This is a genomic window from Mesorhizobium sp. C089B (assembly GCF_030323125.1).
In the GTDB taxonomy this organism is placed as follows: Bacteria; Pseudomonadota; Alphaproteobacteria; order Rhizobiales; family Rhizobiaceae; genus Mesorhizobium.
In genome coordinates this window covers 5,369,355-5,395,946 of the sequence record NZ_CP100469.1, presented here as the reverse complement: position 1 = coordinate 5,395,946, position 26,592 = coordinate 5,369,355, and the positions used below count along the sequence as shown (strand labels likewise).

At 64.1% G+C, this 26,592-nt stretch carries 18 protein-coding genes and 1 pseudogene; 9 read left to right on the top strand and 10 right to left on the bottom strand.

Annotated elements, in window-relative coordinates; all coding sequences use genetic code 11:
- Positions 1-95 precede the first annotated feature (95 nt).
- From NLY44_RS33240 to NLY44_RS26495, 6 genes and pseudogenes are all read right to left on the bottom strand, one after another.
- Positions 96-256 (bottom strand): annotated as a pseudogene (locus NLY44_RS33240) (thioesterase family protein); the annotation flags it as partial.
- Between the two features lie 11 nt (positions 257-267).
- The gene (locus tag NLY44_RS26515; RefSeq protein WP_023806277.1) at positions 268-2,487 is read right to left on the bottom strand and encodes a 3-hydroxyacyl-CoA dehydrogenase NAD-binding domain-containing protein; all 2,220 of its coding nucleotides are present in this window, start codon (positions 2,485-2,487) and stop codon (positions 268-270) included.
- 23 nt (positions 2,488-2,510) lie between these two features.
- Positions 2,511-3,719 carry an acetyl-CoA C-acetyltransferase gene (locus NLY44_RS26510; protein WP_023669613.1) on the bottom strand — a complete coding sequence of 403 codons (1,209 nt, stop codon included), beginning with the start codon at positions 3,717-3,719 and terminating at the stop codon, positions 2,511-2,513.
- A gap of 31 nt (positions 3,720-3,750) precedes the next feature.
- Positions 3,751-4,920, bottom strand: coding sequence for an acyl-CoA dehydrogenase family protein (locus NLY44_RS26505; RefSeq protein WP_023806278.1), 1,170 nt, complete (start codon positions 4,918-4,920; stop codon positions 3,751-3,753).
- A gap of 232 nt (positions 4,921-5,152) precedes the next feature.
- Entirely contained in the window at positions 5,153-6,961 is a 1,809-nt protein-coding gene (locus tag NLY44_RS26500; RefSeq protein WP_023726837.1) for an acyl-CoA dehydrogenase, read from the bottom strand.
- A 275-nt stretch (positions 6,962-7,236) separates the two neighbouring features.
- Positions 7,237-7,695, bottom strand: coding sequence for a MerR family transcriptional regulator (locus tag NLY44_RS26495; protein ID WP_023669610.1), 459 nt, complete (start codon positions 7,693-7,695; stop codon positions 7,237-7,239).
- Between the two features lie 479 nt (positions 7,696-8,174).
- On the opposite strand from NLY44_RS26495, the gene NLY44_RS26490 reads away from it, so the two are divergent.
- The 4 genes from NLY44_RS26490 to NLY44_RS26475 all read left to right on the top strand — a co-directional run bounded on the left by NLY44_RS26490 (position 8,175) and on the right by NLY44_RS26475 (position 15,522).
- Positions 8,175-12,182, top strand: a complete 4,008-nt coding sequence (locus NLY44_RS26490) for an SEL1-like repeat protein (protein WP_023806279.1) — start codon at positions 8,175-8,177, stop codon at positions 12,180-12,182.
- Positions 12,183-12,375: 193 nt separating this feature from the next.
- Positions 12,376-13,299 (top strand): sulfite exporter TauE/SafE family protein, encoded by a 924-nt coding sequence (locus tag NLY44_RS26485; RefSeq protein WP_023669608.1) that lies wholly within the window; start codon positions 12,376-12,378, stop codon positions 13,297-13,299.
- On the top strand, positions 13,299-14,090 hold the full coding sequence (locus tag NLY44_RS26480) for a TIGR02186 family protein (protein ID WP_023692548.1): 792 nt from the start codon (positions 13,299-13,301) through the stop codon (positions 14,088-14,090). Before NLY44_RS26485 ends, NLY44_RS26480 begins: the two co-directional genes overlap by 1 nt.
- Positions 14,091-14,265: 175 nt before the next feature.
- Complete coding sequence (locus NLY44_RS26475; RefSeq protein WP_023692549.1) at positions 14,266-15,522, top strand: Hsp70 family protein; 1,257 nt, start codon at positions 14,266-14,268, stop codon at positions 15,520-15,522.
- Positions 15,523-15,526: 4 nt separating this feature from the next.
- Here the strand turns inward: NLY44_RS26475 and NLY44_RS26470 are convergent, their stop codons facing one another.
- Positions 15,527-16,426, bottom strand: a complete 900-nt coding sequence (locus tag NLY44_RS26470; protein ID WP_023692550.1) for a LysR substrate-binding domain-containing protein — start codon at positions 16,424-16,426, stop codon at positions 15,527-15,529.
- 278 nt (positions 16,427-16,704) lie between these two features.
- Here NLY44_RS26470 and NLY44_RS26465 point away from each other — a divergent pair, with 278 nt between their 5' ends.
- The 3 genes from NLY44_RS26465 to NLY44_RS26455 are packed head-to-tail and all read left to right on the top strand — an operon-like array spanning position 16,705 to position 21,304.
- Positions 16,705-19,635 carry a molybdopterin oxidoreductase family protein gene (locus tag NLY44_RS26465; protein ID WP_023806280.1) on the top strand — a complete coding sequence of 977 codons (2,931 nt, stop codon included), beginning with the start codon at positions 16,705-16,707 and terminating at the stop codon, positions 19,633-19,635.
- Positions 19,632-20,360: a 4Fe-4S dicluster domain-containing protein gene (locus NLY44_RS26460; protein WP_023806281.1), complete on the top strand. Its 729-nt coding sequence runs from the start codon at positions 19,632-19,634 to the stop codon at positions 20,358-20,360. The genes NLY44_RS26465 and NLY44_RS26460 overlap by 4 nt, the downstream gene beginning before the upstream one ends.
- A 5-nt stretch (positions 20,361-20,365) precedes the next feature.
- Complete coding sequence (locus tag NLY44_RS26455; RefSeq protein ID WP_023806282.1) at positions 20,366-21,304, top strand: dimethyl sulfoxide reductase anchor subunit family protein; 939 nt, start codon at positions 20,366-20,368, stop codon at positions 21,302-21,304.
- Between the two features lie 12 nt (positions 21,305-21,316).
- On the opposite strand, the gene NLY44_RS26450 is transcribed toward NLY44_RS26455, so the two are convergent.
- Positions 21,317-22,195 (bottom strand): LysR substrate-binding domain-containing protein, encoded by an 879-nt coding sequence (locus NLY44_RS26450; RefSeq protein ID WP_023699491.1) that lies wholly within the window; start codon positions 22,193-22,195, stop codon positions 21,317-21,319.
- Between the two features lie 94 nt (positions 22,196-22,289).
- Between NLY44_RS26450 and NLY44_RS26445 the strand changes: the two genes are divergently transcribed.
- The gene (locus NLY44_RS26445) at positions 22,290-23,261 is read left to right on the top strand and encodes a quinone oxidoreductase family protein (protein WP_023806283.1); all 972 of its coding nucleotides are present in this window, start codon (positions 22,290-22,292) and stop codon (positions 23,259-23,261) included.
- 4 nt (positions 23,262-23,265) lie between these two features.
- Here the strand turns inward: NLY44_RS26445 and pdeM are convergent, their stop codons facing one another.
- Together pdeM and NLY44_RS26435 are read right to left on the bottom strand one after the other, a co-directional pair.
- A complete protein-coding gene (pdeM, locus tag NLY44_RS26440; RefSeq protein WP_023806284.1) occupies positions 23,266-23,982 on the bottom strand; it encodes a ligase-associated DNA damage response endonuclease PdeM in 717 nt (238 codons plus the stop codon).
- Positions 23,979-26,483 carry a ligase-associated DNA damage response DEXH box helicase gene (locus NLY44_RS26435; protein WP_245263856.1) on the bottom strand — a complete coding sequence of 835 codons (2,505 nt, stop codon included), beginning with the start codon at positions 26,481-26,483 and terminating at the stop codon, positions 23,979-23,981. Before NLY44_RS26435 ends, pdeM begins: the two co-directional genes overlap by 4 nt.
- Here NLY44_RS26435 and NLY44_RS26430 point away from each other — a divergent pair.
- On the top strand, positions 26,391-26,585 hold the full coding sequence (locus NLY44_RS26430; RefSeq protein ID WP_245260071.1) for a hypothetical protein: 195 nt from the start codon (positions 26,391-26,393) through the stop codon (positions 26,583-26,585). The two genes, NLY44_RS26435 and NLY44_RS26430, sit on opposite strands and share 93 nt — an antisense overlap.
- Positions 26,586-26,592: the final 7 nt, after the last annotated feature.

The following is a 26,592-nucleotide window of genomic DNA, read 5'->3' as shown; positions in this document are numbered from 1 at the left end:
CGGGCAAGCGTACTGTTGGACGCGCCAAGGACGCTGTAGCATTTTGATTTGGCGCATGACCCCGAAAATCGATTCCGATTTTCGGGGTCATGCGCGAGGTCGGCGAGCATCATGTAGCGGGCGTTGTTGAGATGGAGGTTGAAGTCTATCTCGGTCGGCAGGCAGCGAAAAGCCAGTCGGCTTTCGCTACCGACCGCATAAGGCCACGGCGCCTTGCCGTGGCCATCATGCGCGCAAGGCGCCCCCAGACGTACATGGGGCGCTAGCTCAAGCGGCCTTCTGCACCTCGCCTTTCGCATAGGGATCGAAGCGCTGGTAGAAGGTCTCGCCCTTCTCGGCCAGGTCGAGCAGCAGCTTGGGCGCCTTGAACTCGGCGCCGTATTTCTTCTGCAGGCCTTTGGCTATTCTGACGAACTCCCTGGCGCCGATGCCGTCAATATAGGACAGCGCGCCGCCGGTGAATGGCGCGAAACCAAAGGCGAGGATCGACCCGAGATCGGCCTCACGCGGATCGGTGACGATGCCTTCCTCCATCACCCGGGCCGCTTCCAGCGCAATGGTTACCAGCAGGCGCTGCTGCAGTTCCTCATAGTCGACCTTCTCGGCCTCCAGCTGCGGATAGAGATCCTTCAGGCCCGGCCACAGCTTCTTCTTGGCAGGCTTGGCGGGATAGTCGTAAAAACCCTTGCCGTTCTTGCGGCCGAAGCGGCCATGGGTGTCGACCAGCGTGTTGATCAACGCCATCTGCCTGGGGTCGACGGCCTTGTCGCCGAGGTCCCTGATGGTCTGCTTCATGATCTTCTGGGCAAGGTCGATCGCCGTCTCGTCGGTCAGCGCCAGCGGGCCGACCGGCATGCCGGCGGCCTTGGCGGCATTCTCGATCATCGGCGCCGGAACGCCTTCGATCAGCATCTTGTAGGCTTCCGACATGTAGCGCAGCACGCAGCGGTTGACGTAGAAGCCGCGCGTGTCGTTGACGACGATCGGCGTCTTCTTGATAGCGCGCACGAAATCGATCGCGGTGGCCAGCGCCTTGTCGCCGGTCTTCTTGCCCAAAATGATCTCGACCAGCATCATCTTGTCGACCGGCGAGAAGAAGTGGATGCCGACGAAATTCTTCGGCCGCGCCGAATTCTTGGCCAGCGCGGTGATCGGGATGGTCGAAGTGTTGGAGGCGAAGACCGCTGACGATTTCAGCACGGCTTCGGCCTGCTCGGTGGCAGCCTTCTTGACGGCCGAATCCTCGAACACCGCCTCGACCACCAGATCGCAGCCGGCGAGATCGGCATAGTCGGCCGTCGGCGTGATCAGCGACAGAAGTCTGTCCTTCTCCTCGGGCTTGGCGCGGCCCTTCTTCACCTGATCGGAGATCAGGCTGTCGGAATGCGCCTTGCCCTTTTCGGCCGACGCCATGTCGCGGTCGAGCAGGACGACCGGGATGCCGGCCTTGGCGGTGACAAAGGCGATGCCGGCACCCATGAAGCCGGCGCCGAGAATACCGATCTTCTTGAACTTGGTCTCCGGCACGCCGGCCGGACGGCGGGCGCCCTTGTTGAGCTCCTGCAGCGAGACGAACAGCGAGCGGATCATCGCTGCTGCTTCCTTCGACTGCATGATTTCGGTGAAATAGCGCTGTTCGATGCGCAGACCGGTGTCGAACGGCACCAGCAGGCCTTCATAGACGCATTTCAGGATCGCCGCGGCGGCCGGATAATTGCCGTAGGTCTCGCGGCGCAGGATGGCGATGGCCGGCGGCCACAGATTGAAGCCGGCGGGCGAATAGATCAGGCCGCCGGGCAGCTTGAAGCCCTTCTCGTCCCAGGGCTGGACGGCTTTCAGGCCGTTCCTGATCATCGCTTTGGCGGTCTCGATCAGCTTGCCGGGTTCGGCGACCTCGTGGATCAGCCCCATCGCCTTGGCTTTCTGCGGCGACAGCGTCTGGCCGGTGGTCAGCATTTGCAGCGCCTGCTGCTGGTCGGTCAGGCGCGGCACGCGTTGGGTGCCACCGGCGCCGGGGAAGATGCCGACCTTGACTTCCGGCAAGGCCATCTTGACCTTTTCGGAGTCAGCGGCAACGCGGCCATGACAGGCCAGCGACAGCTCGAACGCGCCGCCCATGCAGGTACCGTTGATCGCCGAGACCCAGGGCTTGCCCGACGTTTCGAGCTTGCGCCACAGGCCCCCCATGCGGCCGGCATTGTCGAACAGAAGCTGTGCCGCCTTCTCCGGGTCCTTGGTCTTCTCCTTGGCAAATACGGCCAGCATCTTCTGCAGCATGGTCAGGTCGGCGCCGCCGGAGAAGCTGTCCTTTCCCGAGGTGATCACCGCGCCCTTGATGGCGGCGTCGGCCACCACCTGGTCGATGATCTTGTCGAGCTCGTTCATTACCTCTTCGGTGAAGACGTTCATCGAGCGGTCCGGCATGTTCCAGGTGACCAGCGCGATGCCGTCTGCGTCGGTGTCGACCGTGAAGTTTGTATAAGTCATGTCTCTCTCCTTCCGGCCGAAAATCAGACGCGTTCGATAATCGTTGCGGTGCCCATGCCGGCGCCGATGCAGAGCGTCACCAGAGCGGTGTTCAAATCGCGGCGCTCGAGCTCGTCCAGCACCGTGCCCAGGATCATCGCGCCGGTGGCACCGAGCGGATGGCCCATGGCGATGGCGCCGCCATTGACGTTGATCTTGTCGTGCGGGATTTCGAATGCCTGCATGTAGCGCAGCACCACCGAGGCGAAGGCCTCGTTAAGCTCGAACAGGTCGATATCCGACAGCTTCATCTTGGCGCGCTTCAGAAGCTTCTCGGTGACGTCGACCGGACCGGTAAGCATCAGCACCGGCTCGGAGCCGATGTTGGCAAAGGCGCGGATACGCGCGCGTGGCTTCAAGCCCATCGTTTTGCCGGCCTTCTTGGAGCCGAGCAGCACTGCAGCGGCACCGTCGACGATGCCCGACGAATTGCCGGCATGGTGGACGTGATTGACCTCTTCCACCTCAGGGTGCTTCTGCACGGCGACCGCGTCGAAGCCGCCCATTTCACCAGGCATGACGAAGGACGGGTTGAGCGAGGCCAGCGACTGCATGTCGGTCGACGGCCGCATATGCTCGTCATGATCGAGGATGGTGAGGCCGTTCTGGTCCTTGATCGGTATGACGGAGTTCTTGAAACGGCCATCGGCCCAGGCCTTGCCGGCGCGCTTCTGGCTCTCGACCGCATAGGCATCGACGTCGTCGCGCGAAAAACCATACTTGGTGGCGATCAAATCGGCCGATATGCCTTGCGGCACGAACCAGCCGGGCAGGCCGACGGACGGGTCCATGAACCAGGCGCCGCCCGAGGCGCCCATGCCGACGCGCGACATCGATTCCACGCCGCCTGCAATGACGATCTCGTCGGCGCCTTGAGCGATCTTGGCGGCGCCGAAATTGATGGCGTCGAGGCCTGAGGCGCAGAAGCGCGAGATCTGCATGCCCGGCGCCTTGTTGTCGTAGCCGGCCTCGAAGGCGGCGGCACGCGGAATGACGGAGCCGGCTTCGCCGACCGGATCGACGCAGCCGAAGATGATGTCGTCGACGTTTGCAGTGTCGAGGCCGTTGCGGTCGCGCAACGCTTCAAGCGTCCTGGCCGCAAGCCGCACCGCCGGCACCTCGTGCAGCGAGCCATCCTTCTTGCCCTTGCCGCGCGGTGTGCGCACGGCGTCATAGACATAAGCTTCGGCCATTTGCTTGCTCCTTGCTTTGCCGACGTCGCTCTCAGAGAGAGCGGCCGATCAGCAATTTCATGATCTCGTTGGTGCCGCCGTAGATGCGCTGGACGCGGGCGTCGCGGAACATGCGGGCGATCGGATATTCATTCATGTAGCCATAGCCGCCATGCAATTGAAGGCATTCGTCGACGACTTTTCCCTGCAGGTCCGAGAGCCAGTATTTCGCCATCGACGCCGTCACCGGATCGAGGCCGTCATTGATGTGGCGGGTGACGCAATCATTGTAGAAGACCCGGCCGATGGTCGCCTCGGTCTTCAGTTCGGCGAGCTTGAACTGGGTGTTCTGGAACTCGATGATCGCCTTGCCGAAGGCCTTGCGATCCTTGACGTAGTCGATGGTCAGCGCAAGCGCGCGTTCGATCATGGCGATGGCGCCGGTGCCGATCTGCAGGCGCTCCTGTGGCAATTGCTGCATCAGTTGGATGAAGCCCTGTCCCTCTTCGTGGCCAAGCAGGTTCGAGGTCGGCACGCGCAGATCATTGAAGAACAGCTCCGACGTGTCGTTGGCCTTCAGGCCGATCTTGTCGAGGTTGCGGCCGCGTTCGAAGCCTTCGGCCTCGTCGGTCTCGACGACGATCAGCGAGGTGCCCTTGGCGCCTTTGGCCGGATCGGTCTTGGTGACGACGATGATGAAATTGGCCAGTTGGCCATTGGTGATGAAGGTTTTCGAGCCGTTGATCTTGTACTGGTTGCCGTCCTTCTCGGCGCGCGTCTTGACGCCTTGCAGGTCGGAGCCGGCGCCCGGCTCGGTCATGGCGATGGCGCCGATCAGTTCGCCGGTTGCCAGCTTCGGCAGCCATTTCTTCTTCTGCTCCTCGGAGCCGTAATGAAGGATGTAAGGGGCAACGATCGCATTGTGCAGGCCGATGCCGAAACCGTCGACGCCGACATGGCCGATCGCCTCGATGATGGCGCTCTCATGCGCGAAGGTGCCGCCGGAGCCGCCATATTCCTCCGGCATCGAGGCGCAGAGCAGGCCGGCGGAACCTGCCTTGCGCCAGCTCTCGCGGTCGACCATCTCGTTCTTCTCGAACTCGTCGTAGCGCGGCGCGATCTCTTCCGACATGAAGCGATGCGCCATGTCGTAGAGCATGCCGACTTCGTCCGCCGCCCAGGCGGGCTTCGGCAAGGAGAGCACTTCGGCTGGATTTGTCATGCCGTTTCTCCCGCGCCAACGTCCCCCTCCCCCTCGAGGGGAGGGTGGCCGCGAAGCGGTCGGGTGGGGTCGCCGATGACGTGCTCGACCTTATCTTCGGAATTGACGCGGGTTTGGGGCATTGCGATCATCTCCTACCAAAGCGCCAACCAGCCGGCGCACTGCACGCAAGGACCCCTCCCGGCCCTTCGGGCCACCCTCCCCTCAAGGGGGAGGGGGACGCCAGCCATTTCTAGAACGCTTCCGCAGGCAGCGCCATTAGCGTGTCCGCACCACTGGAAATGCGGGCGAGATGTGCCGATGTCTCGGGCATGATCCGCTCCATGAAGAAGCGCGCCGTCACCACCTTGTTGTCGTAGAAAGCCCCATTTTCGTGGACAGATTGGGAGCCATTGGCGCCGGTCTTGCCGAGCGCGGCCTTGGCCATCTGCGCCCACATGTAGCCGAGCGCCACAAGGCCAAAGAGATGCATGTAGTCGGTGGATGCGGCGCCGGCATTGTCGGGCTTGGCCATGCCGTTCTGCACCAGCCACATCGTCGCCGCCTGCAGATCGTTGAGGCCCTTCTTCAACGCCTTGGTGAACGGCGCCAGCTTCTCGTCGGCACGGTTCTCCTCGCAGAACTCGCCGACGTCCTTGAAGAAAGCCTGCACTGCGCGGCCGCCATTCAGGCCAAGCTTGCGGCCGACGAGGTCGAGCGCCTGGATGCCGTTGGCGCCTTCATAGATCATGGCAATGCGGGCATCGCGCACGAACTGGCTCATGCCGTGTTCTTCGATGTAGCCGTGGCCGCCGAACACCTGCTGCGCCATGACGGCATGGTCGAAGCCCTTGTCGGTGAGCACGCCCTTGATCACCGGCGTCAGCAGGCCCGTATAGTCGTCGGCCGCCTGGCGATCCTTGTCGTCGGCGGAGCGGTGGGCGATGTCGGACTTGATCGCCGTCCACAGCGCCAGCGCGCGGCCGGCCTCGTTGAAGGCCTTCATGGTCATCAGCGAGCGGCGGATGTCGGGATGCACGATGATCGGATCGGCTTGTCTGTCCGGCGCCTTGGCGCCAGACAGCGAGCGGCCCTGCAGCCGGTCCTTGGCGTAGGAGACCGCGTTCTGGTAGGCGATCTCGGACAGCGACAGGCCCTGCAGGCCGACGCCGAGCCGGGCTTCGTTCATCATCGTGAACATCGCCTTCAGGCCGCCATTGGCCTCGCCGAGCAGCGTGCCTTCGGCCTCGTCATAATTCATGACGCAAGTCGAATTGCCGTGGATGCCCATCTTCTCCTCGATCGACCCGCAGGAGAGCGTGTTCTTCTCGCCCGGATTGCCCGAGGCATCGAGCTTCAGCTTTGGCACGATGAACAGCGAGATGCCCTTCACGCCTGCCGGCGCGCCTTCGATGCGGGCCAACACGAGATGAACGATGTTTTCCGACATGTCGTGCTCGCCGGCCGAGATGAAGATCTTCTGGCCGGATACCTTGTAGGTGCCGTTGCCGTTCGGCACCGCCTTGGTGCGCAGCAGGCCGAGATCGGTGCCGCAATGCGGCTCGGTCAGGTTCATGGTACCGGTCCAGGACCCCTCGACCAGCTTCGGCAGCCATGTCGCCTTCTGCTCGTCGGTGCCGTGTGTGATGATCGCCGCGATCGCGCCTTGCGTCAGGCCGGGATACATCATCAGCGCCATGTTGGCCGAAACCATGTATTCGGCAACCGCGGTGTGCACGGCATAGGGCAGCCCCTGGCCGCCGAACTCGATGGGCGCCGCCAGTCCCATCCAGCCGCCTTCGCGATACTGGTCGTAGGCTTCCTTGAAGCCCTTCGGCGTCGTCACCGAGCCGTCCTCATGGCGCACGCAGCCTTCCATGTCACCGACGCGGTTCAGAGGATGCATAACGTTTTCGGCGAGCTTGGCGCCTTCGGCGAGGATCGCCTCGACAACGTCGGGCGTCGCGTCGGCAAATCCGGGAAGGTTGGAGTAGCGCTGATAACCCAGCACCTCGTTGAGCACGAACAGCGTGTCCTGGACCGGCGCCCTGTAGATCGGCATGTGTTTCCTCCACCATGCGGGTCTTGGCCGCGAGATCGGGCCCCGAAACATGAGGTTGGGGGCGGCATGCGGGCCAATCTTGAAAGCGGGATAGCAAAAATTGACGTTTGCGTAAACGTCAATTTTGTCGCCGCGACAAAATTTACCTATGCCAGCCTGTCGGCACGAGCGGTGCATGGCTTTGCGCAAAGCGAGGGGGGTCAAACAAAAAGAGCCGCGTGGGCGGCCGCGCGGCTCTTCCGTTCAAAGCTTTCGCCGGGAGCTGCGGAGCGAAATCAGCTGGCGGCGCTGGCCGGGGCCGAACGCTCGGACAGCATCTGGCGCACGGCCGACATCGAGCCGCTCAACTCGTTGATGGCGTCGTCGATCAGCGCGCGCTGCTTCTGCAGGCGGGCAAGCTGCTTCTCCGACTTGTCGAGAGCCAGCCGCAGCTGCTTGGTGTTGGATCCCGTCGGATCGTAGAGATCCATCATCTGCTTGACGTCGCGTAGCGAGAACCCGACCTTGCGGCCGAGCAGGATCAGCTTCAGCCGCGCCTTGTCGCGACGCGTGTATAGCCGCGTCGCCCCATCGCGCTTTGGATTGAGCAGGCCCTTGTCTTCATAGAAACGCAGCGTGCGCAGCGTCACGCCGTATTTCTTGGCCATCTCGCCGATGCGCACGAGCTCCTCACTGGCTTCGGCAGACATATTGTTGGTGTTGGCCGCGGCTTCGCCGGGCGAAACAAGTTTCATAGTCACTGGCTTTCCCCTGTCGTGGCATCGCGGTCTTGGACCTTGCAACGCCTGAGTGGAAGCGGGGGCATGCTTCCAGTCGTGGTTTCAACTAATTCATCGCAAAAGGCACGAACGGCGCCCCTCTTACGTTTACGTCAATTCTATATCGATAGCCGCCGCATGACGCAAGGGCGTTCTGGGATTGCGAAACCTTATGCCGCACCCCCGGCGCCGGGTCCGAACGGGCACCGCCTGTATTTCAGCAATGCCGTAACTTCTTAAGGTTGGTTAACACCTTGTTTACCACGATGGGTGAAATGTGCGGATGTCGGTCACCCGTGTTTATCCTGTAGCGAATTTTTCACGGTTTTTCGGAGAGCGGGCCTGGCCCGGGAAGCTCGTCTTCCGCCGCAGCAGTGCCGCGCGGCCGCCTTCGTTCCCGACAAGGACTTGGGAAACTGGCAGCAAGCCAGCCATTCTGAAAAACGGACGCATCGATGAACAGCAAGCGGTCCTATCTCGATACACTCAACGCCGGCAGGCCGCGCAGGCCGAACACCACACTTGATGAATTGAACCGCTCGCTGGAAACGCTGGAGCAGCGGCTGGAGCGCAAGCGCGAGGACGCCGCCGAGCGCTTCGATCCGCGCCGGCCCGCTCCAGAGCCGCGCTACGCAAGCGCCCAGCCCTACGCCCCGCCGCGCTGGTACGAGGACCCGCAGCCCACGCCGCGGCCGAAAGGCGCCGGGCCGGCCGGCTTCGACCAGAACTATCAGGCGATCGCGCGCGACATCGACCGCGTGCGCGGCCAGGAAGACAGCGTCGCTGTGGTCGGCAAGATCGCCGGCGAATTGCGTGGCCTGCGCGAGGAACTGCGCCATCAGATGACGGCCGGCCTGCAGCGCGAATTCGCCGCGTTGCGCAAGGACATCGAACGGGCCTTCCAGGCGAGCAACCAATCGGGTGGTCAGGCAGGCGGCTTGCCCGGCAAGGGCAGCGCCGAACTCGGCGTCGAATTCGAGCGGCTGTCCGGCGCCATCCAGACGCTGGCCGAGAAGAGCGACGACCGAAGCGTCAACATGCTGCGGCTCGAGCTCGAGCAGGTAAAGACGGCGCTCGACACATTGGCGCGCGAGGAAAGCGTGCTGAAGGTCGACCGCCGCTGGGACGATTTCGACCGCCGCTGGAGCGCGTTCGAGGACCGTGTCGACGCCGACCAACGCAACCGCGCCGACGGCCCCGGATTTTCGGCCCTGACCGACCGGCTCGAACAGATCAGCAATGCGGTCCACAATCTGCCGGAATCGCTGTCGCTGCGCTCGATGGAAGAAAAGGTCCGCACGCTTGCCGGCGCCGTCGATCATTTCGTCAGCCAGCAGAGCAACCGCGGCGGCGACACGCTTGGCCTGATCGACGAACGGCTCGATGAGATTTCGCGCGCCATCGTCGCCTCGACCGTCGCCGCACAGGCCAATTCCTTCGACCCCGAACCCTTTGAACGCATCGAGAAGCGGATCGCCTCGCTGGCGCAGCAGATCGAGGAAGTCGTGCAGGTTCGTCCGAGCGGCGAGGTTCTCGACCGTCTCAGCACGCTGTCGAACAGGGTCGACGAGCTTGCCGGCCGCGCCAATCTGCCGGAACAGGCGATGGAGCGCCTCGGCAAGCAGATCGCGATGATCGCCGACAAGATCGATCGCGCCCCGGCCATGCCCGACGCCGACTATATCTTCCAGGGTCTGGAACAGCGCTTCGACGTGCTGTCGGGCATGATGGAACGTCGGCAGGGCGACGCCATCGAACAGGGCAACATGCTGTTTCGCGATCTCGAGCGGCGGCTGGACGAGGTTGCCGACCGGCTGGACCAGCGCCAGCCGCAGGCTGACAGCGCCGGCATCATGGACGCCATCGACGCACGCTTCACCGCGCTCGCCCAACGCATGGAGACGCGCGTTCCCGATCCTGCCAACGAGGCGGCGATCCGCGGCCTGGAAAGCCGGCTCGAAGACATTTCAAGCCGGCTGGAATCGTCGGCCGCGCAGGTCGCCGGCATCGATCCGGCACTGATCCGCAGCCTTGAGGCGCAGGTCTCCAGCCTATCGGCGCATCTGTCGAAGCCCGGCACGCCGCTGCCGGAATTCGAGGACATCAGCCCGCGCCTCAACGAAATCGAGAAGTCGCTGGCCGGAACCCGCGAATCCATCATGGGCGCGGCACGCGAAGCAGCCGAGAGCGCCGTGCGCTCGCTGGCAGATTCCAACGCCAACACCGCGGCCGTTACCGGCCTTGCCCAGGATCTGAAGACGCTGGAAGCGCTGACGCGCCGTTCGGACGAGCGCAATTCACGGACATTCGAGGCGATCCACGACACGCTGCTCAAGATCGTCGATCGTCTGGGCTCGCTGGAGACCAGCGAACCGGCCGAGGCGGTGAGCGAGCTTCTGGATGCCCAGGCCGAGCCGGCGCGGCGGGCCCGCGCTGCACGCGCCTCCAAGATTTCGGTGCAGGACGCGCCGTCGATGGATATCGACCAGCCGCTGCCGCTGACCGGAGACATGGCCGACCTGGACGGCCGCGCCGCCGCCATCATGCGCAGCGAGCCGGATATGCGCAGCGACCCGGGTACGCGTAGCGACCTGGGTACGCGTAGCGACCCGGTCATGGGCAGCGAACCAGTGCGGCGCTCGCCAGCCGAGGCTGCCGCGGCCGCTGCCCAGGCAGCGCTCGGTTCCGACAGGATTGCCGAGAAAGGCGAAGGCACGGCCAAGAAGTCGCTGTTCGGTGGATTGGCGCGCGCCTTCAGGGGCAAGAAGCCGGCTGACATGCCGCCGCTTGCCGGCTCGGGGCCTAATGTCGACATGCCGAGCGTCGATCTCGACGAGCCGCTCGATCCGAAGCTCGCCAACCGACCGTTGGAGCCGGGCTCCGGCGCGCCCGACCTCAACGCCATCATGAAGCGCGTGCGCGACGAGCGCGGCCCGCCGGTGCGCCAAAACTCCGGCGATGCGTCGAAATCCGACTTCATTGCCGCGGCCAGGCGCGCGGCGCAGGCCGCGGCCGCCGAGGCCGACGCGTTGAAACGCCAGTCTACCATGAAGGGCCCGGTCAAGGCGCTTCGTATCGGCGACCTGCTCAAGGCGCGGCGCAAGCCGATCCTGATGGGAGCGGTCGCGATCATGCTGGCGCTTGCCGGCCTCCAGTTGGGCAAGGCCTTCTTCGCCGACCCGGTCGAGGTCGCAAGCAACGATACAGCGCCGATCGTCGCCTCGCAGCCGGTCGAGACTGCCTCGGTCAACGCTGCCAGCCAACCCAAGGCAGATGCGCAGGTGACCATGCAGGACGCGCCGGCCCGGATCGTCAGGCAGGCGGAGCCCTCAGAGCCAGCAGGCGGCAACGATGCGCCAATGAATGCGGCCTCGGTCGCCGGGCCCGAAGTGCCGGCGGTGGAGCCCGCGCCAGCGCCGATGGCTCTGGCCGATCCGGCCCCCGCGCCAAATGCAATGCTGCCGACCACCGCCACTGCGGGACCGGCGGCTGCCGACGCGCAGCCTGCGGCCGCCGTCATGGCGCCCTCGGCCTCGGATACGACGGCCTCGGATACTACCGGCGCCGTTCCGCCGGCTGATGCCGCGGTACCAGCTGTCGTGGCCAAGATAGACGTTCCGGCCGATGCAGGCCCGCAAGCCTTGCGCGACGCGGCTGCCGGCGGTGACGCCAAGGCGCTGTTCGAGCTCGGTTCGCGCTATGCTGAATCGCGCGGCGTCAAGGAAGACATGGCGGCAGCGGCCAAATGGTACGAAAAGTCGGCCGAGCTCGGCTTCGCACCGGCGGAATACCGCATCGGCAATTTCTACGAGAAGGGCATCGGCGTCACGCGCGACGTCAAGAAGGCAAAGACCTTCTACCAGCTCGCCGCCGCGCAGGGTAATGCCAGCGCCATGCACAACCTGGCCGTTCTGTTTGCCATGGCCGCCGACGGCGTGACCGACAATGAATCGGCCGCGCACTGGTTTCAGGCGGCGGCCGATGTCGGCGTCAAGGACAGCCAGTTCAATCTCGGCATCCTGGCGGCAAAGGGCGTCGGCATGAAGCAGAGCCTGGAGGAATCCTACAAATGGTTCGCGCTCGTCGCCAAGACCGGCGACAAGGATGCGGCTGCCAAGCGCGACGAAGTCGCCACTGCGCTGCGCCCCGAACAGCTGGAGCGGGCCCGCGCCGCCACGGAACTGTGGAAGCCGAAGCCGCTCGACCCGGCGTCCAACTCGGCCGATATTCCTGAATCCTGGCAGGAAGGCACGCCGCAGACCACCGCCAGCGTCGACATGAAGAAGGCGGTCAAGAACATCCAGCTCATCCTCAACAAGAACGGCTACGATGCCGGCGGCGCCGATGGCGTGATGGGCGGCAAGACCAAGACCGCAATCATGGCTTTCCAGACCGACAACAAGATGCAGGCGACCGGCGAAATCGACGAAAAGCTGGTGAAGGCGCTGCTGGCGCACAAATAACGGCAGATGCGTCGCTAACGCGACGCCCTTGCCATACATTTGCCTGTTAACTGCTTGAGATGTTTTTTGTTTCGGTAGGGCGGCGGGGTTTGATCCCACTGCCCCGGCGGTGCAAGAAAGAATTGGCTTTTCGGTGCGACAATGCCCTGGAATGGCTGCAATCGCCGACAGGCAAACTGATCGAGACTGACGGGTGGGCATCTATCTCCCGATCGCGGAAATTTCCGTCAACGTCTTCGTGCTGCTGGCAATGGGCGCGGCGGTGGGTTTCCTGTCGGGCATGTTCGGGGTCGGTGGCGGCTTTCTGATCACGCCGCTCTTGATCTTCTACAACATCCCGCCGGCAATCGCCGTTGCCACTGGCGCCAACCAGGTTATCGCCTCCTCCTTCTCCGGCGCGCTGTCGCACATGAAGCGCGGCACGCTCGACTTCAAGCTCGGCGGGGTGCTGCTGGCCGGCGGCATCGTCGGCTCGACCGGTGGTATCTTTGTCTTTGCCTTCCTGCGCCGGCTCGGCCAACTCGATTTGTTCATTTCGCTGCTCTACGTCGTGCTGCTCGGCACCGTCGGCGGGCTGATGCTGGTCGAGAGCGTCAATGCGCTGCGCGCCACGCGCAGCGGTGCGGCGCCGGTCTTGAAGAAATCCGGCCAGCACAACTGGATCCACCGGCTGCCGCTGAAGATGCGCTTCAGGGCCTCGAAGCTGTTCGTCAGCGTCATTCCGGTGCTGGGGCTCGGCGCCGGCATCGGCTTCCTGTCGTCGATCATGGGTGTCGGCGGCGGCTTCATCATGGTGCCGGCGCTGATCTATCTCTTGAAGGTGCCGACCAACGTCGTCATCGGCACCTCGCTGTTCCAGATCATTTTCACCTCGGCCTACACCACGCTTGTCCACGCCACCACCAACCAGACGGTCGACGTCATGCTTGCCTTCCTGCTGATGGCGGGCGGCGTTGCCGGCGCGCAATATGGCGCCAAGGCAGGACAGAAGCTGCGCGGCGAACAGCTCAGGGCACTGCTGGCGCTGCTGGTGCTGGCGGTTGCCATCCGGCTTGCCATCGATCTCTTCGTCACGCCGCCAAACCTCTATTCGCTGACCGCCGCGGGCCTGAACTGATGCTGCGGTGGGGGATTTTTTCGGCCGCCGTTTTGCTTTTCGCCCTCGCTCTGCCGGCGGCAGCGCAATCGCCGAACCCCTTGCCGGAAGGCATCCAGATCGGTCTCTCCACCGACGCGGTGTCGATCACCGCCGGCTTTTCCGGCGCCGACCTGACCATTTTCGGTTCGCTGGAAAACCCCGACCCGCTGGTAGCGCGGCAGGGGCGCTATGACGTCATCGTCGTGCTCGAAGGGCCGCCGCGGCCGGTTGTGGTGCGCCGCAAGGACCGGGTGCTCGGCGTCTGGGTCAACCTGGAATCCGAGACCTTCGAGAACGTGCCGGTCTCCTACTCCGTCGCCACGACACGGCCGCTGCAGGACATCACCGAACCCAACAGCTACAAGCAGCTGTCGCTCGGCGCCTCCAACCTTTACATGCAACCGGCCGACGTAACCGACAGTCCGGCGACGATCGAGGAATTCACCGTGGCGCTGCGCGAGCGCAAGGCGGCGACCGGCCTCTATAGCGAGAATGTCGGCGGCGTGCAGTTCCTGTCGCAGAACCTGTTTCGCGCCACGGTGCGGCTGGCGCCCAACGTCCCGGTTGGAACGCATAAAGCCCGCGCGTTCCTGTTCAAGAGCGGTCTGTTCCTCAAGGAAAGCTCGGCCCAGCTCGAAATCCGCAAATCGGGCTTCGAACAGTCGATCTTCCGCGTCGCGCATGATTACTCGTTTCTCTACGGCGTCTTCTCCGTGTCGCTGGCCATGATCACCGGCTGGCTGGGCAGGCTGATTTTCCGCAGGGATTGACGCGCAGGACCCATTTCCGGGGAAAAGGGGTTCCCCTTTTCTCAGTCTTGCGATAGACCGCCGCCTCCCAACCCTCGGGTTACACGCACAATCATTCGGCAGAACGGTCCGGCCTCTGGACGGCGCGCGTCTTGCGACGCCTGCCACAGCGACGACCCAATGACAGGAGGCTGCAATGCATCAGGCATTTGGCGGCATCGATTTCGGTACGTCCAATTCGACGGTGGGCGTGATCCGCAACGGCCAGGCACAGCTGGTGGCGCTGGAGGGGGACCAGCCGACATTGCCGAGTGCCGTGTTCTTCAACTTCGAGGACGGCCACACCTATTTCGGCCGCCGCGCCATTGCCGACTACACCGATTCCATCGAAGGCCGGCTGATGCGATCGCTGAAGAGCGTGCTCGGCAGTTCGCTGGCGCATGAGAAGACGCGGATCAAGGCCCGGCAGATCGGTTTCATCGACATTGTCGGCATGTTCGTCGGCCATTTGAAGAAACGGCTTGAGGAAGATGCCGGCGCTCCGGTGGAGAACGTTGTGCTCGGCCGGCCGGTGCAATTTGTCGACGACGATGTGGAAGCCGATGCCAAGGCGCAAAGCGAGCTTGAAAAAGCGGCGCGCGCGCAAGGCTTCAAGCACATCGCCTTCCAGTTCGAACCGATTGCGGCAGCGCTCGACTATGAGCAGGACGTGAAGCGCGAGGAACTGGCGTTGATCGTCGACATGGGCGGCGGCACGTCCGACTTCTCGATCGTGCGGGTTTCGCCGCAACGCGCCCGCTCACGCGACCGCAAGGACGATATCCTGGCCAACCGCGGCATCCATATCGGCGGCACCGATTTCGACCGGCTGCTCAGCATTGCCCATGTCATGCCCAAGCTCGGCTACCTGACGCCCACAAAAGACGGCAAGCGCAACCTGCCGGCGAGCTATTTCATTGATCTCGCGACGTGGCAGCGCATCAACCTCGTCTATACTGCCAAGGCGATGACGCATCTGAGGCAAATCCGCTTCGAGGCCGTCCGCGCCGACCTTGTCGACCGCTTCATCCATATTGTCGAGCACCGTTACGGCCATGCGCTGGCCGGCCTCGTCGAACGAGCCAAGATCGCGCTGACGGATCAGGCTTCGGCCGATGTAACGGTGGCGCTGCCCGGCGCGCATTTCGCCGCCGAGATCTCGCGGACCGGCCTGGAAGAGACCATCGCCGCCGACATCGAGCGGGTATCCGCTACGGTGCGGCAGACGATTGCCGATGCTGGCATAACGGCGTCTGCGATCACCGCCGTATTCCTCACCGGCGGTTCGACCGCGATCCCGCTGGCACGGCGTGAAATCCTGTCGCTGGTGCCGCAAGCCGCCGTTATCGAGGGCGACATGTTTGGTTCGGTCGGCCTTGGCCTGGCGCTGGATGCGCAGCGGAAGTTCGCCTGATCGCTTACGCCGGATTGCTGACGCCCTCAGCGCCGAGATGCGCCTTGAGCGCCATCTGGGCCAGGCTTGCCTGGCGGTCACGATGGGTGATCATGGCGAAGTCGCGCTTCGGCAGTTCGAGCGGCACCGACCGGAGACTGCCCTCGGCGACGGCGCGTCCGACGACGAGGTCCGAGATGATGGTGGCGCCGGCGCCGGCCTCGACCGCCTGGCGAACCGCCTCGTTGCTCGGCAGCACCAGAAATATCTGCAGGTCGCCAAGCGATATCCCCTCGCGGCGGGCCAGATCCTCCAGCACCTCGCGCGTGCCCGAACCACCCTCACGGATGATCCAGCGCAGCCCTCTGATATCCGGGCGGCCCGGCGCGATCTCGGCGATTTCGGGATGCGAGGCGGCGACGACCAGCATCAACCTGTCGACGTCGACCTTGGTGCGGCGGAGGATGTCTGACTCGGTGCGCCCCTCGACCAGGCCGAGATCGGCGGTGCCGTCGAGCACATTGGCCTCGACCTGCCTGGTGTTGCCGATGCTGACGCTTAAGCGCACCGCCGGGTAGGCTTCATGGAAAGAGGCCAGCCTGCGCGGCAGCCAGTAGCTGGCGATGGTCAGGCTGGCGGCGATCGACAGGCTGCCGGCGACCGTCTGCGAGACATGCTCCAGCACATTTCGGGCGGCGGCGGCGCGTTCCAGCACCGCCTTGGCCTCGGGCAGGAAACGGTGGCCGGTCTGAGCCAGCTCGATGTTGCGGCCGACACGGTTGAACAGATGAACGCCATGCTGCTCTTCGAGCGCGCGGATGGCCGCCGACGCCGCCGACTGGGAGATGCCCAAAAGCTCCGCCGCCTTGGTCATATGGCCGCGTTCGGCAACGGCAACGAAAATGCGCAACTGGTCCAGCGTCATGTGTGCATTAAGAACCAATTCCGATCGAATTTACAAGAACAACTGATTAGACGGATCGATAGCTTTATTCTACTTTTTCAGTCGAAGTTAGAAAAAATTCGCCAACAAGTCGCGGCCAACAAAATGATCGGGCGGTTCAGATCCCTGTTTGCGCATTGGACCCGTGGCCTCAGGCGGCGGCTGGCCGGCGATCGATATCATCCTGAAGAACACTATATGCGTGGCCCCGGACCGAAGACGCGGGCCAAATTCGCAGGTAGCAAAAGCACGCCGGCATCATGAACCCAGCTGCGCCGCGCGGAGCCAATTCCGCACCGTCGCAACGGCCGCTTGGCGATACACGCGCGCCTGATGAAGGCGACGGCGTCGACACCTCGCCCGCTATCTCCGACAGCATCGCCAAGACCACCTGTTATATGTGCGCCTGCCGGTGCGGCATCGACGTCCACATCAAGGACGGCAAGGTGCGCTACATCAACGGCAACAAGGACCATCCGGTTAACCGCGGCGTAATCTGCGGCAAGGGCAGCTCCGGCATCATGCAGCACTACAGCCCGGCGCGGCTGAAGAAGCCGCTGTTGCGCAGCGGCCTGCGCGGCTCGGGCGAGTTCCGCGAGATCGAGTGGGAGGAAGCGTTTTCGATTGCGACCGGGCGGCTATCGAATATCCGCCGGGCCGATCCGAAAAAGCTCGCCTTCTTCACCGGGCGCGACCAGTCGCAGTCGCTGACCGGCTGGTGGGCGAGCCAGTTCGGCACGCCGAACTTCGCCGCCCATGGCGGCTTCTGCTCGGTCAACATGGCGGCCGGCGGGCTCTACACGATCGGCGGCTCGTTCTGGGAGTTCGGCGAGCCGGACTGGGACAATACGAAATACTTCATGCTGTTCGGCGTCGCCGAGGACCATGATTCCAACCCGATCAAGATCGGGTTGGGTAAACTCAAGGCGCGCGGCGCCAAGGTGGTGTCGATCAACCCCTGTCGCACCGGCTACAACGCCATTGCCGACGACTGGATCGGGATCCGGCCCGGCACCGACGGCCTCTTCGTCTTCGCCCTAATCCATGAACTGCTGAAGGCAGGCCGCGTCGATCTCGATTATTTGCTGCGCTACACCAACGCCCATGTGCTGGTCGTCCAGGAGCCGGGTGCGGCGGACGACGGGCTGTTCCTGCGCGACAGCGACAACAATCTTCTCGCCTGGGACAGAGTGGCGAAGACAACCGTCAACGCAGCCGATGCGGATGCGAAACCGGCGCTGACCGGCAGCTTCACGTTCGCCGGCCGCCGTTGCGTGCCGGTGTTCCTGCTTATCGCCGACCGCTACATGGACGACAGCTACGCACCCGATGCGGTCGCGGCACGATGCGGCATTCCGGCCGACACCATCCGCCGGATCGCTGCCGAACTCGCCCACGTCGCCTTCGAACAGACGATCGAACTGCCGGTTGCGTGGACCGACTGGGCCGGACGGCGGCACGAGACGATCAAGGGACGGCCGGTGTCGATGCATGCCATGCGCGGCATCTCGGCCCACTCCAACGGCTTTCACTCCTGCCGTGCCATCCACCTGCTGCAGGTGCTGCTCGGCACGGTGGACGTGCCCGGCGGCTTCCGTTTCAAGCCCCCCTACCCGCGCTCGGCGCCGCCGGGACCGAAGCCGGCCGGCAAGGTGGTCAGGCCGATGACGCCGCTCGACGGCATGCCGCTCGGCTTCGTCTGCGGGCCGGACGATCTCCTGGTCGACGAGGCCGGCACGCCTTTGCGCATCGACAAGGCTTATTCCTGGGATGCGCCGCTCGCCGCGCATGGGCTGATGCATACGGTCATCCGCAATGCGTGGGCCGGTGACCCGTACCCAATCGACACGCTGATGATGTACATGTCGAACATGGCGTGGAATTCCTCGATGAACACCGTCGAGACCATTGCCATGCTCACCGACCATGACGAAGCGGGTAACTACAAGATCCCCTTCATCATCTATTCCGACGCCTATTATTCCGAGACGGTGCCGTTCGCCGACCTGGTGCTGCCCGACACCACCTATCTCGAACGTCACGACTGCATCAGCCTGCTCGACCGGCCGATCAGCCATGCCGACGGGCCGGGCGACGCGATCCGCCATCCGGTGGTCGAACCGGACCGAGATGTCAGGCCGTTCCAATCGGTGCTGATCGAACTTGGCGCTCGGCTTGGCCTGCCCGGCTTCGTCGAGGACGATGGCTCGGCCAGATATGCCGACTATGCCGACTACATCGTCAATCACGAACGCACGCCGGGCATCGGCCCGCTGGCCGGCTGGCGCGGCAAGGACGGCACTTCCGTCGGCAAGGGCGAAGTCAATCCCGACCAGTTGCAGCGCTACATCGGCAATGGCGGCTTCTGGCACCAGGATTTTGCTGAGGACCAGCGCTATTACAAGATGGCCAACCGCTCCTATCTCGACTTCGCAGAGCAGATGGGGTTCATCCCCAAGGCCGAGCCGATCGTGTTCCAGCTCTATTGCGAACCGATGCAGCGCTTTCGCCTCGCCGCGCGCGGTCATGGTCGCGTCCAGCCGCCCGAGAGCGAACGCCGGCGCATCGAGACCTATATGGATCCGCTGCCGTTCTGGTTTACCCCGTTCGAAGAGGCCGCCGTCGATCCGCATAAATACCCGCTGCATGCGCTGACGCAGCGGCCTATGCACATGTATCATTCCTGGGGCTCGCAGAATGCGTGGCTGCGGCAAATCACCAGTCAGAACCGCCTGTTCGTGCACCACAAGACCGCGGCAGATCTCAGTCTTGTCGACGACGACTGGGTGTGGATCGAAAGCATCAACGGTAGGGTTAAGGGGCAGATCAAGCTGGTCGACGGCGTCAATGCGGATACGGTCTGGACCTGGAACGCCATCGGCAAAAGGCGCGGCGCCTGGGGTCTGAAGGACAACGCTGCCGAGACCAACCGCGGCTTCCTGCTCAACCACATTATCGGCGACCAGACATCGGCTGACGCGAAAGGCAAACGCTATTCGAATTCCGATCCGGTGACCGGCCAGGCGGCGTGGTTCGACCTCAGGGTACGCATTGTCAAATGCTCTGATGAGGAAGCCGGCTTCACCGAACCGCAATTCGAGCGTTTCAGCCAGCCGCCAAATGTCGAGCCTTCGCCCGACATCCTTCGCTTCGGCGCCGAGTTCCGCGTCCATAGGGAAGCCGTGGAATGACCTGCCTTCCCGCCCATACAGACAAGAAGCTTGGCCTAGTCATCGACCTCGACACCTGCGTCGGCTGCCAGGCCTGCGTCACCGCCTGCAAGGAGTGGAACACCGGCGGCCACATGGCGCCACTGACCGACATCGACCCCTATGGCGGCCGTGTCGACGGCGTCTGGTTCAACCGCGTGCACAGCTACGAGCACACGACCGAGGCGGGCGGGCGCACGGTCAACTTTCCGCGCTCCTGCCTGCATTGCGAGACGCCTGCCTGCGTCACTGTCTGCCCGACCGGCGCGTCCTACAAGCGGGCGTCGGACGGCATCGTGCTGATCGACGAAAGCAAATGCATCGGCTGCAAACTGTGCAGTTGGGCCTGCCCCTATGGCGCGCGCGAATTCGATACCGACGTCGGCGTGATGAAGAAATGCACGCTGTGCGTCGACCGTATCTACAACGACAATCTGGCCGAGGAAGACCGCGTGCCGGCCTGCGTTGCCGCCTGCCCGACCAGCGCCCGGCATTTCGGCGACCTCGGCGATCCCACCTCGGCGGTATCGCAACTGGTGGCGGAGCGTGGCGGCGTCGACCTGATGCCGGAGATGGGTTACAAGCCGACCAACAAGTACCTGCCGCCGCGCGCCCGGCGTGCCGCATCGGTGCCGGCGGCAAGGCTCGACCCGGTCAGGGCCGAAGGCGGTTTCCTCGGCTGGGTCGACCGCATGCTTTCGAACTGATATCCATGCATCCTGCCGCCTCGGTCGTTTTCTTCACCACTGCTACAGGAGCGGGCTACGGACTGCTGGCGCTGCTTGGCGTGCTGGGCGGGCTGGGCTTCATCCCGGCCGATTTCTGGCTTGGCCTTATCGGAATGGGGCTGGCGCTTGGGCTGATTGCTGCCGGCCTTTTGTCTTCGACCGTCCATCTCGGCCGCCCCGAACGCGCATGGCGCGCCTTCTCGCAATGGCGCAGTTCGTGGCTGTCGCGCGAAGGCGCGGCTTCGGTGGCAACCTTCATTCCGGCCGGGTTGTTCGGCATCGGCTGGGTGTTCTTCGGCCACACCGGAGGCTGGATGGCCATCGCCGGGTTTCTCGCAACTATCGGCGCAATCGTCACCGTCTGCACCACCGGCATGATCTATGCCTCGCTGAAGCCGATCGCGCAGTGGCATAGCCCGTATACGCTGCCGGGCTATCTCATCTTTTCGGCGATGACCGGCAGCGTGCTGTTGAACGCGCTGCTGCAGGCTTTCGCCATCAGCCCGACCGCCGTTGCGGTAGCCGCCCTGCTGCTGACCTTGCTCGGCTGGGGCTGGAAGCTGGCGACGTGGCGATACAATGACGCGCTGGAGATCGCGACCACCGCCAACACGGCGACAGGGCTCACTGGCGGCACAGTGCGCTCGCTGGAATGGCCGCACACCGAGGAGAACTACCTGCTCAAGGAAATGGGTTTTCGGATCGCGCGCAAACATGGCGCAAAGCTGCGGCTGATCACGCAGTTGCTGGCTTTCGCCTTGCCTGCCCTGCTGCTGCTTTCTGTCTTATTCGCTTTGCCCTGGCCATTCGCAGCGGTGCTGTCGGTGCTTGCGGCAATCGTCCAGTTCGCCGGCATGCTGGTCGAGCGCTGGCTGTTCTTCGCCGAGGCCAAGCACACCGTCACCCTCTATTACGGCCGGTAGAGCGTCCCGCCGTCAGGCGGCCCGTGCTCGTGGCGCCGCCGGCAAATCCTTAAGCAGGATTTCGATCGCGGCATCGATTACAGCTGTCCTGCGGTCGTGCGCGTAAAGGCCGTATTGGACCGTGAGCGGCTCGGGCAGGCCGGCTGACGTCTTCAGCACCCGCATCGAAGCGGTACGCACGGATTCGGGCGGAAGCAGTCCAACGCCCAGTCCGTTCTCGATCACGGCCTGAAGGCCGGTGACGCTCTGGCACGACAGGACGATCCGGTGCTCCCGACCGGCGGCGACCAGCGCCTCGATCATCCGCCTGCGCCAAGGGCAGGTTGCGCCGAAGGCGGCGAGATCGAGTGGCCGGTCATGGTCCAGCACATAGTCCTGGGCGCAGACCCACTGCAGTTCGACGTTCCATGTCGTCACGGCATCGGCCGCGACGACGGATGTCGGGGCAATCATGACATCCAGCGCATCCTCGCTCCACAGCCGTCCCAGCGCGACGCTGTGCTCGACCATCGCGTCGAGGCTGATGTCGGGATAGGTGCGATGCAGCCGCCCAAGCGCGGCCGAAAGCGCGGCCGTGGTGACCTCTTCGGCAAGACCAATACGCACGCCGCCGCCAATGCTAGCCTGCTGCAGACGCGCCACCGCTTCATCGCCGAGAGCGAGGATGCGGGTCGCGTATCCCAGAAAGAGCTCGCCTTCCGCAGTCGGCACAACGCCGCGGCCGGTGCGCTGGAACAGATGCCGCTGGAGCAGGCCCTCGAGCCGACGCATCTGCATGCTCATCGCCGATTGGGTCTTGCCGGTCTGCGCGGCGACCCTGCTCAGGCTACCTTGCCGGCAGACCGCGACATAGGTGCGGAGAAGGTCGAGGCCGATCTGTTCAGATATCATTTTGTTTGAACTCTGATGTCATAGGTATCAGTCTACAATGATATCTCGCCACGCGCTATCTCACACTCAAGAGAACAGCGCAGGGGAGAAAACCATGAAAGCGATCCGTGTCCGCCGCCATGGCGGGCCAGATGTGCTCGCCTACGAAGATGTCGACATCGGCCAGCCCGGACCGGGCGAGGTGCGCGTGCGCAACCGGGCGGTCGGTCTCAACTTCGTCGACATCTATTTTCGCACCGGCGAATACGCGCCGCCCGCTCTGCCATTCATTCCCGGCAATGAAGGCGCCGGCGAAATCGTCGCCGTCGGTGAAGGCGTCAGCGGCTTCGCGCCTGGCGACCGAGTCGCCTATGTCGAGACCCTCGGCGCCTATGCCGAAGAACGCATCGTGCCGGCGCATTTCGTCGTGCATCTGCCCGACGCCATCGATTTCGAGACGGGCGCGGCCATGATGCTGAAGGGGCTGACGGCGCAATATCTGCTGCGTCGAACGTTTCGCGTCGAGGCGGGCCATACAATTCTGGTGCATGCCGCAGCGGGCGGCGTTGGCCTCATCCTGACGCAATGGGCAAAGCATCTCGGCGCCATCGTCATCGCCACGGTCGGTTCACCCGAAAAGGCCGAACTTGCGCGCGCCAATGGCTGCGACCATGTCATCGACTACAGCAAAGAGAATTTCGCCGCACGGGTGAAAGAGGTCACCAACGGCGAGGGCTGCCACGCCGTCTATGACGGCGTCGGCAACGCGACCTTCCCGGCCTCGCTCGACTGCCTGCGGCCGTTCGGCACCTTCGTCAGCTACGGCACAGCGTCGGGGTCGATCCCGCCATTCGACATCATGCTTTTGATGCAAAAGGGTTCGCTGTTCGCCACCTGGCAGTTGCTGTTCCATCATCTCGCCAGGCGTGAGGACGTCGTCGCCATGAGCGAGGATCTGTTCAGCGTCGTCCTCAGCGGCGCAGTGAAAATCCCGGTGCACACAAGCATGCCGCTTGCCGAAGTGGCGGAGGCGCACCGCCGGCTCGAAGCACGGCAGACGACAGGCGCAACCGTGCTTATACCGTAGAAACTCAGCCCGGCCGCAGCATCGAACCGGAAATGGCGAAGATGCGCGCGGCGCCCATCATATAAGCTATCAACGTCTCGCGGCGGAACAGGCCGGCATAGGCGCGGTCGAGCACGTTGAGCGAGCCGGTATAAGCGCCGAAGGCCGGCATGATCATGCGGCCGCCATCGCCGGCAAAGCAGCGCCGCCGCACCGAGCGGCCCTGCTGGACGATGCGGGCGCAAGGGTGAAGATGGCCGGCAACTTCGCCCTCGATTCTTATCTTCGACGGCTCGTGGCGGAACAGCAGCGAGCCGATGGCGAGTTCGCGCACCGTCTCGCCGGGCAAATCCGCCGGCGCTTCCGGGTCATGGTTGCCGGCGACCCAGAACCAGTCGCGGCCGGCCATCAATACTTCCAGCCGATCGCGGAAGGTTTGATGCATGCGCTCGGCGCCGCCGCCGTCGTGGAAGGAGTCGCCCAGGCTGATGACGATGGCCGGCTGGTAGTCCGCGATTACCGCCTGCAGCCGGAGCAGAGTGGCGTCGGTATCGTAGGGCGGGATCAGTGCGCCGCGCCTGGCGAAGGACGAGCCCTTTTCCAGATGCAGGTCGGAGACCGCGAGCAGCCTCAGATCGGGGAAATAGAGCACGCCGCGCGAATCACAGACCGCGCGCTCGCCCGCGATGCCGACAAAGTCGGCCTCGGCGATCAGCGATGCCCGCGCCAGCGAAAAATTCATTCCTCAACCATCCTAGGACCCATGGCTTCCTCGACCAAAGTCGCGGCATCCATCAGCAGCGTTTCGTCGGCCTCGCCGTTCACCGGCATCTTGCCGATTTCGAGCATGATCGGCACGGCCAGCGGCGATATCTGTTCGAGTGCCTTATGCACGATTCGACCCTGGATACGCGAGAGCATGTCGGCAAGTCTGCTGACATCGAGCAGACCGGTCGCCGCGTCGGCGCGCGTCGCCTGCAGCAGGATGTGGTCGGGTTCATGGCTGCGCAGCACGTCATAGATCAGATCGGTCGAGACGGTGACCTGACGGCCGCTTTTCTCCTGTCCCGGGTGGCGCTTCTCGATCAGGCCTGAAATCAGCGCGCAGTTGCGGAAGGTGCGCTTGAGCAGCCAGCTGTCGGCCAGCCAAGCCTCGAGGTCGTCGCCCAGCATGTCCTGGTCGAACAGCGCGCCAAGCGAAGGTTTCCGCGATTTGAACATCGCGCCCATATCGCCCAGCGACCATATGGCCAGGGCATAGTCGGTGGCGACGAAGCCGAGCGGCCTGGCGCCGGCCCTGTCGAGCCGGCGGGTGAGCAGCATGCCGAGCGTCTGGTGGGCCAGCCTGCCCTCGAATGGATAGGCGACGAGATAGTGACGGTTGCCGCGCGGAAAGGTCTCGATCAAGAGGTCGTCGCGTTTGGGCAATACCGATTTGTCGGCCTGGTAACGCAGCCAATCCGACACCTGCTCGGGCAGCTTCTTCCAGCGCTGCGGGTCGTCCAGCATGGCGCGCACCTGCTCGGCGAGGTAGGTCGAAAGCGGAAATTTGCCGCCGCCATAATAAGGCACCTTGGCGTCGCTTCCCGGCGCATTCGAGACGAAGCATTCGTTCTCGCGGATGCCTTCGAAGCGCAGGACTTTGCCGGCAAACATGAAGGTGTCGCCATGCGTCAGCGTTTCGAGGAAGGCCTCCTCGATCTTGCCCAGAACCCGGCCGCCGTGCGAAGCCGAGCCTTTGCTGCCGGCCTTGACGTAACGCACATTGAGCGCCGGCACCTCGATGATGGTGCCGACGTTCAGCCGATATTGCTGCGCGACGCGGGGATTGGAGACCCGCCACATGCCGTCCTTGTTGAGGCGGATGCGGGCGTAGCGCTCGTAGTTCTTCAGTGCGTAGCCGCCGGTGGCGACGAAATCAATGACGCGGTCGAATGTCGGCCGGTCGAGGCTGGCATAGGGCGCTGCTGTCAGCACTTCCTCGTAGAGATCGTCGGCGCGAAACGGCGCTCCGCAGGCGCAGCCCAGCACATGCTGGGCCAGCACATCGAGCCCGCCATTGACCAGCGGCGGCGTATCCTGGGCGCCCAGATAGTTGGCGTCCAGCGCTGCCCGGCACTCCAGCACCTCGAAACGATTGGCCGGGATCAGGATCGCCTTCGACGGTTCGTCCATGCGGTGATTGGCGCGGCCGATGCGCTGCGCCAGCCGGCTCGCGCCCTTGGGCGCGCCGACATGGACGACCAGATCGACATCGCCCCAATCGATGCCAAGGTCGAGCGTCGAGGTGGCGACGATGGCACGGAGCGCGTTTTCCCCCATCGCCTTCTCGACGCGTCGGCGCTGGGCGACATCGAGCGAGCCGTGATGCAGCGCGATCGGCAAGGTATCCTCGTTGACCCGCCACAATTCCTGAAACAGCAGCTCGGCCTGGCTGCGGGTGTTGACGAACAGCAGGGTGGTCTTGTGGCGCTTGATCTCGCGGTAGATTTCCGGCGTCGCATAGCGCGCCGAATGGCCGGCCCATGGCACGCGCTCTTCCGAATCGAGGATCGAGATTTCGGGCTTCGCGCCGCCGGTTACGACGATGAGCTCAGACATATCGGGACTTGCCAGGCCTTTGGGCGGATTCTGGCTCACCAGCCAGCGCCGCAACTCGTCGGGCTCGGCCACCGTTGCCGACAGACCGATCGTCTGCAGGCCGGGCACGATGCTGCGCAGCCGCGCCAGCCCGAGCGCCAGCAGATGGCCGCGTTTCGATGTCACCAGCGAATGCAACTCGTCGAGCACGACATAGCGCAGATCCTCGAAGAAGCGCCCGGCATCGCCGGCCGCGATCAGCAGCGCCAATTGCTCGGGCGTGGTCAAAAGGATGTCGGGCGGCGCCAGTTTCTGGCGCTGCCGCTTGTGCGAAGGGGTGTCGCCGGTGCGCGTCTCGATGGTGACGGGCAGGCCGATCTCCTCCACCGGCTTGCCGAGGTTGCGCTCGATGTCGACGGCCAGCGCCTTCAGCGGCGAGATGTAGAGCGTATGGATGCCGCGCCGTGCCATACCGGCTTTGCGTCTGGGGCGGTTGGCCAGTTCGGTCAACGATGGCAAGAAGCCGGCCAGTGTCTTGCCGGCGCCGGTCGGTGCGATCAAGAGCACCGATTGCCCGGCTTGAGCCTTCGCCAGCAGCTCGATCTGGTGAGCGCGCGGCGACCAGCCTTTTTCGCCAAACCATCTGATGAATGGCTCGGGCAGAAGGACGGCGGCATTTTGTTTGGCAAGGCGCGGCTGCTCGGTCACGCGAAAGAGGTAGCGCGACGGCGCGCGATCGCCAAGGAAAATCGGAACAAAAGGTGATCGGGTG

Bases quoted from the DNA above. Each gene is read 5' to 3' on its own strand.
- NLY44_RS26515 (WP_023806277.1), bottom strand. From the start codon at position 2,487: ATGACTTATACAAACTTCACGGTCGACACCGACGCAGACGGCATCGCG.
- NLY44_RS26510 (WP_023669613.1), bottom strand. From the start codon at position 3,719: ATGGCCGAAGCTTATGTCTATGACGCCGTGCGCACACCGCGCGGCAAG.
- NLY44_RS26505 (WP_023806278.1), bottom strand. From the start codon at position 4,920: ATGACAAATCCAGCCGAAGTGCTCTCCTTGCCGAAGCCCGCCTGGGCG.
- NLY44_RS26500 (WP_023726837.1), bottom strand. From the start codon at position 6,961: ATGCCGATCTACAGGGCGCCGGTCCAGGACACGCTGTTCGTGCTCAAC.
- NLY44_RS26495 (WP_023669610.1), bottom strand. From the start codon at position 7,695: ATGAAACTTGTTTCGCCCGGCGAAGCCGCGGCCAACACCAACAATATG.
- NLY44_RS26490 (WP_023806279.1), top strand. From the start codon at position 8,175: ATGAACAGCAAGCGGTCCTATCTCGATACACTCAACGCCGGCAGGCCG.
- NLY44_RS26480 (WP_023692548.1), top strand. From the start codon at position 13,299: ATGCTGCGGTGGGGGATTTTTTCGGCCGCCGTTTTGCTTTTCGCCCTC.
- NLY44_RS26475 (WP_023692549.1), top strand. From the start codon at position 14,266: ATGCATCAGGCATTTGGCGGCATCGATTTCGGTACGTCCAATTCGACG.
- NLY44_RS26470 (WP_023692550.1), bottom strand. From the start codon at position 16,426: ATGACGCTGGACCAGTTGCGCATTTTCGTTGCCGTTGCCGAACGCGGC.
- NLY44_RS26465 (WP_023806280.1), top strand. From the start codon at position 16,705: ATGAACCCAGCTGCGCCGCGCGGAGCCAATTCCGCACCGTCGCAACGG.
- NLY44_RS26460 (WP_023806281.1), top strand. From the start codon at position 19,632: ATGACCTGCCTTCCCGCCCATACAGACAAGAAGCTTGGCCTAGTCATC.
- NLY44_RS26455 (WP_023806282.1), top strand. From the start codon at position 20,366: ATGCATCCTGCCGCCTCGGTCGTTTTCTTCACCACTGCTACAGGAGCG.
- NLY44_RS26450 (WP_023699491.1), bottom strand. From the start codon at position 22,195: ATGATATCTGAACAGATCGGCCTCGACCTTCTCCGCACCTATGTCGCG.
- NLY44_RS26445 (WP_023806283.1), top strand. From the start codon at position 22,290: ATGAAAGCGATCCGTGTCCGCCGCCATGGCGGGCCAGATGTGCTCGCC.
- pdeM (WP_023806284.1), bottom strand. From the start codon at position 23,982: ATGAATTTTTCGCTGGCGCGGGCATCGCTGATCGCCGAGGCCGACTTT.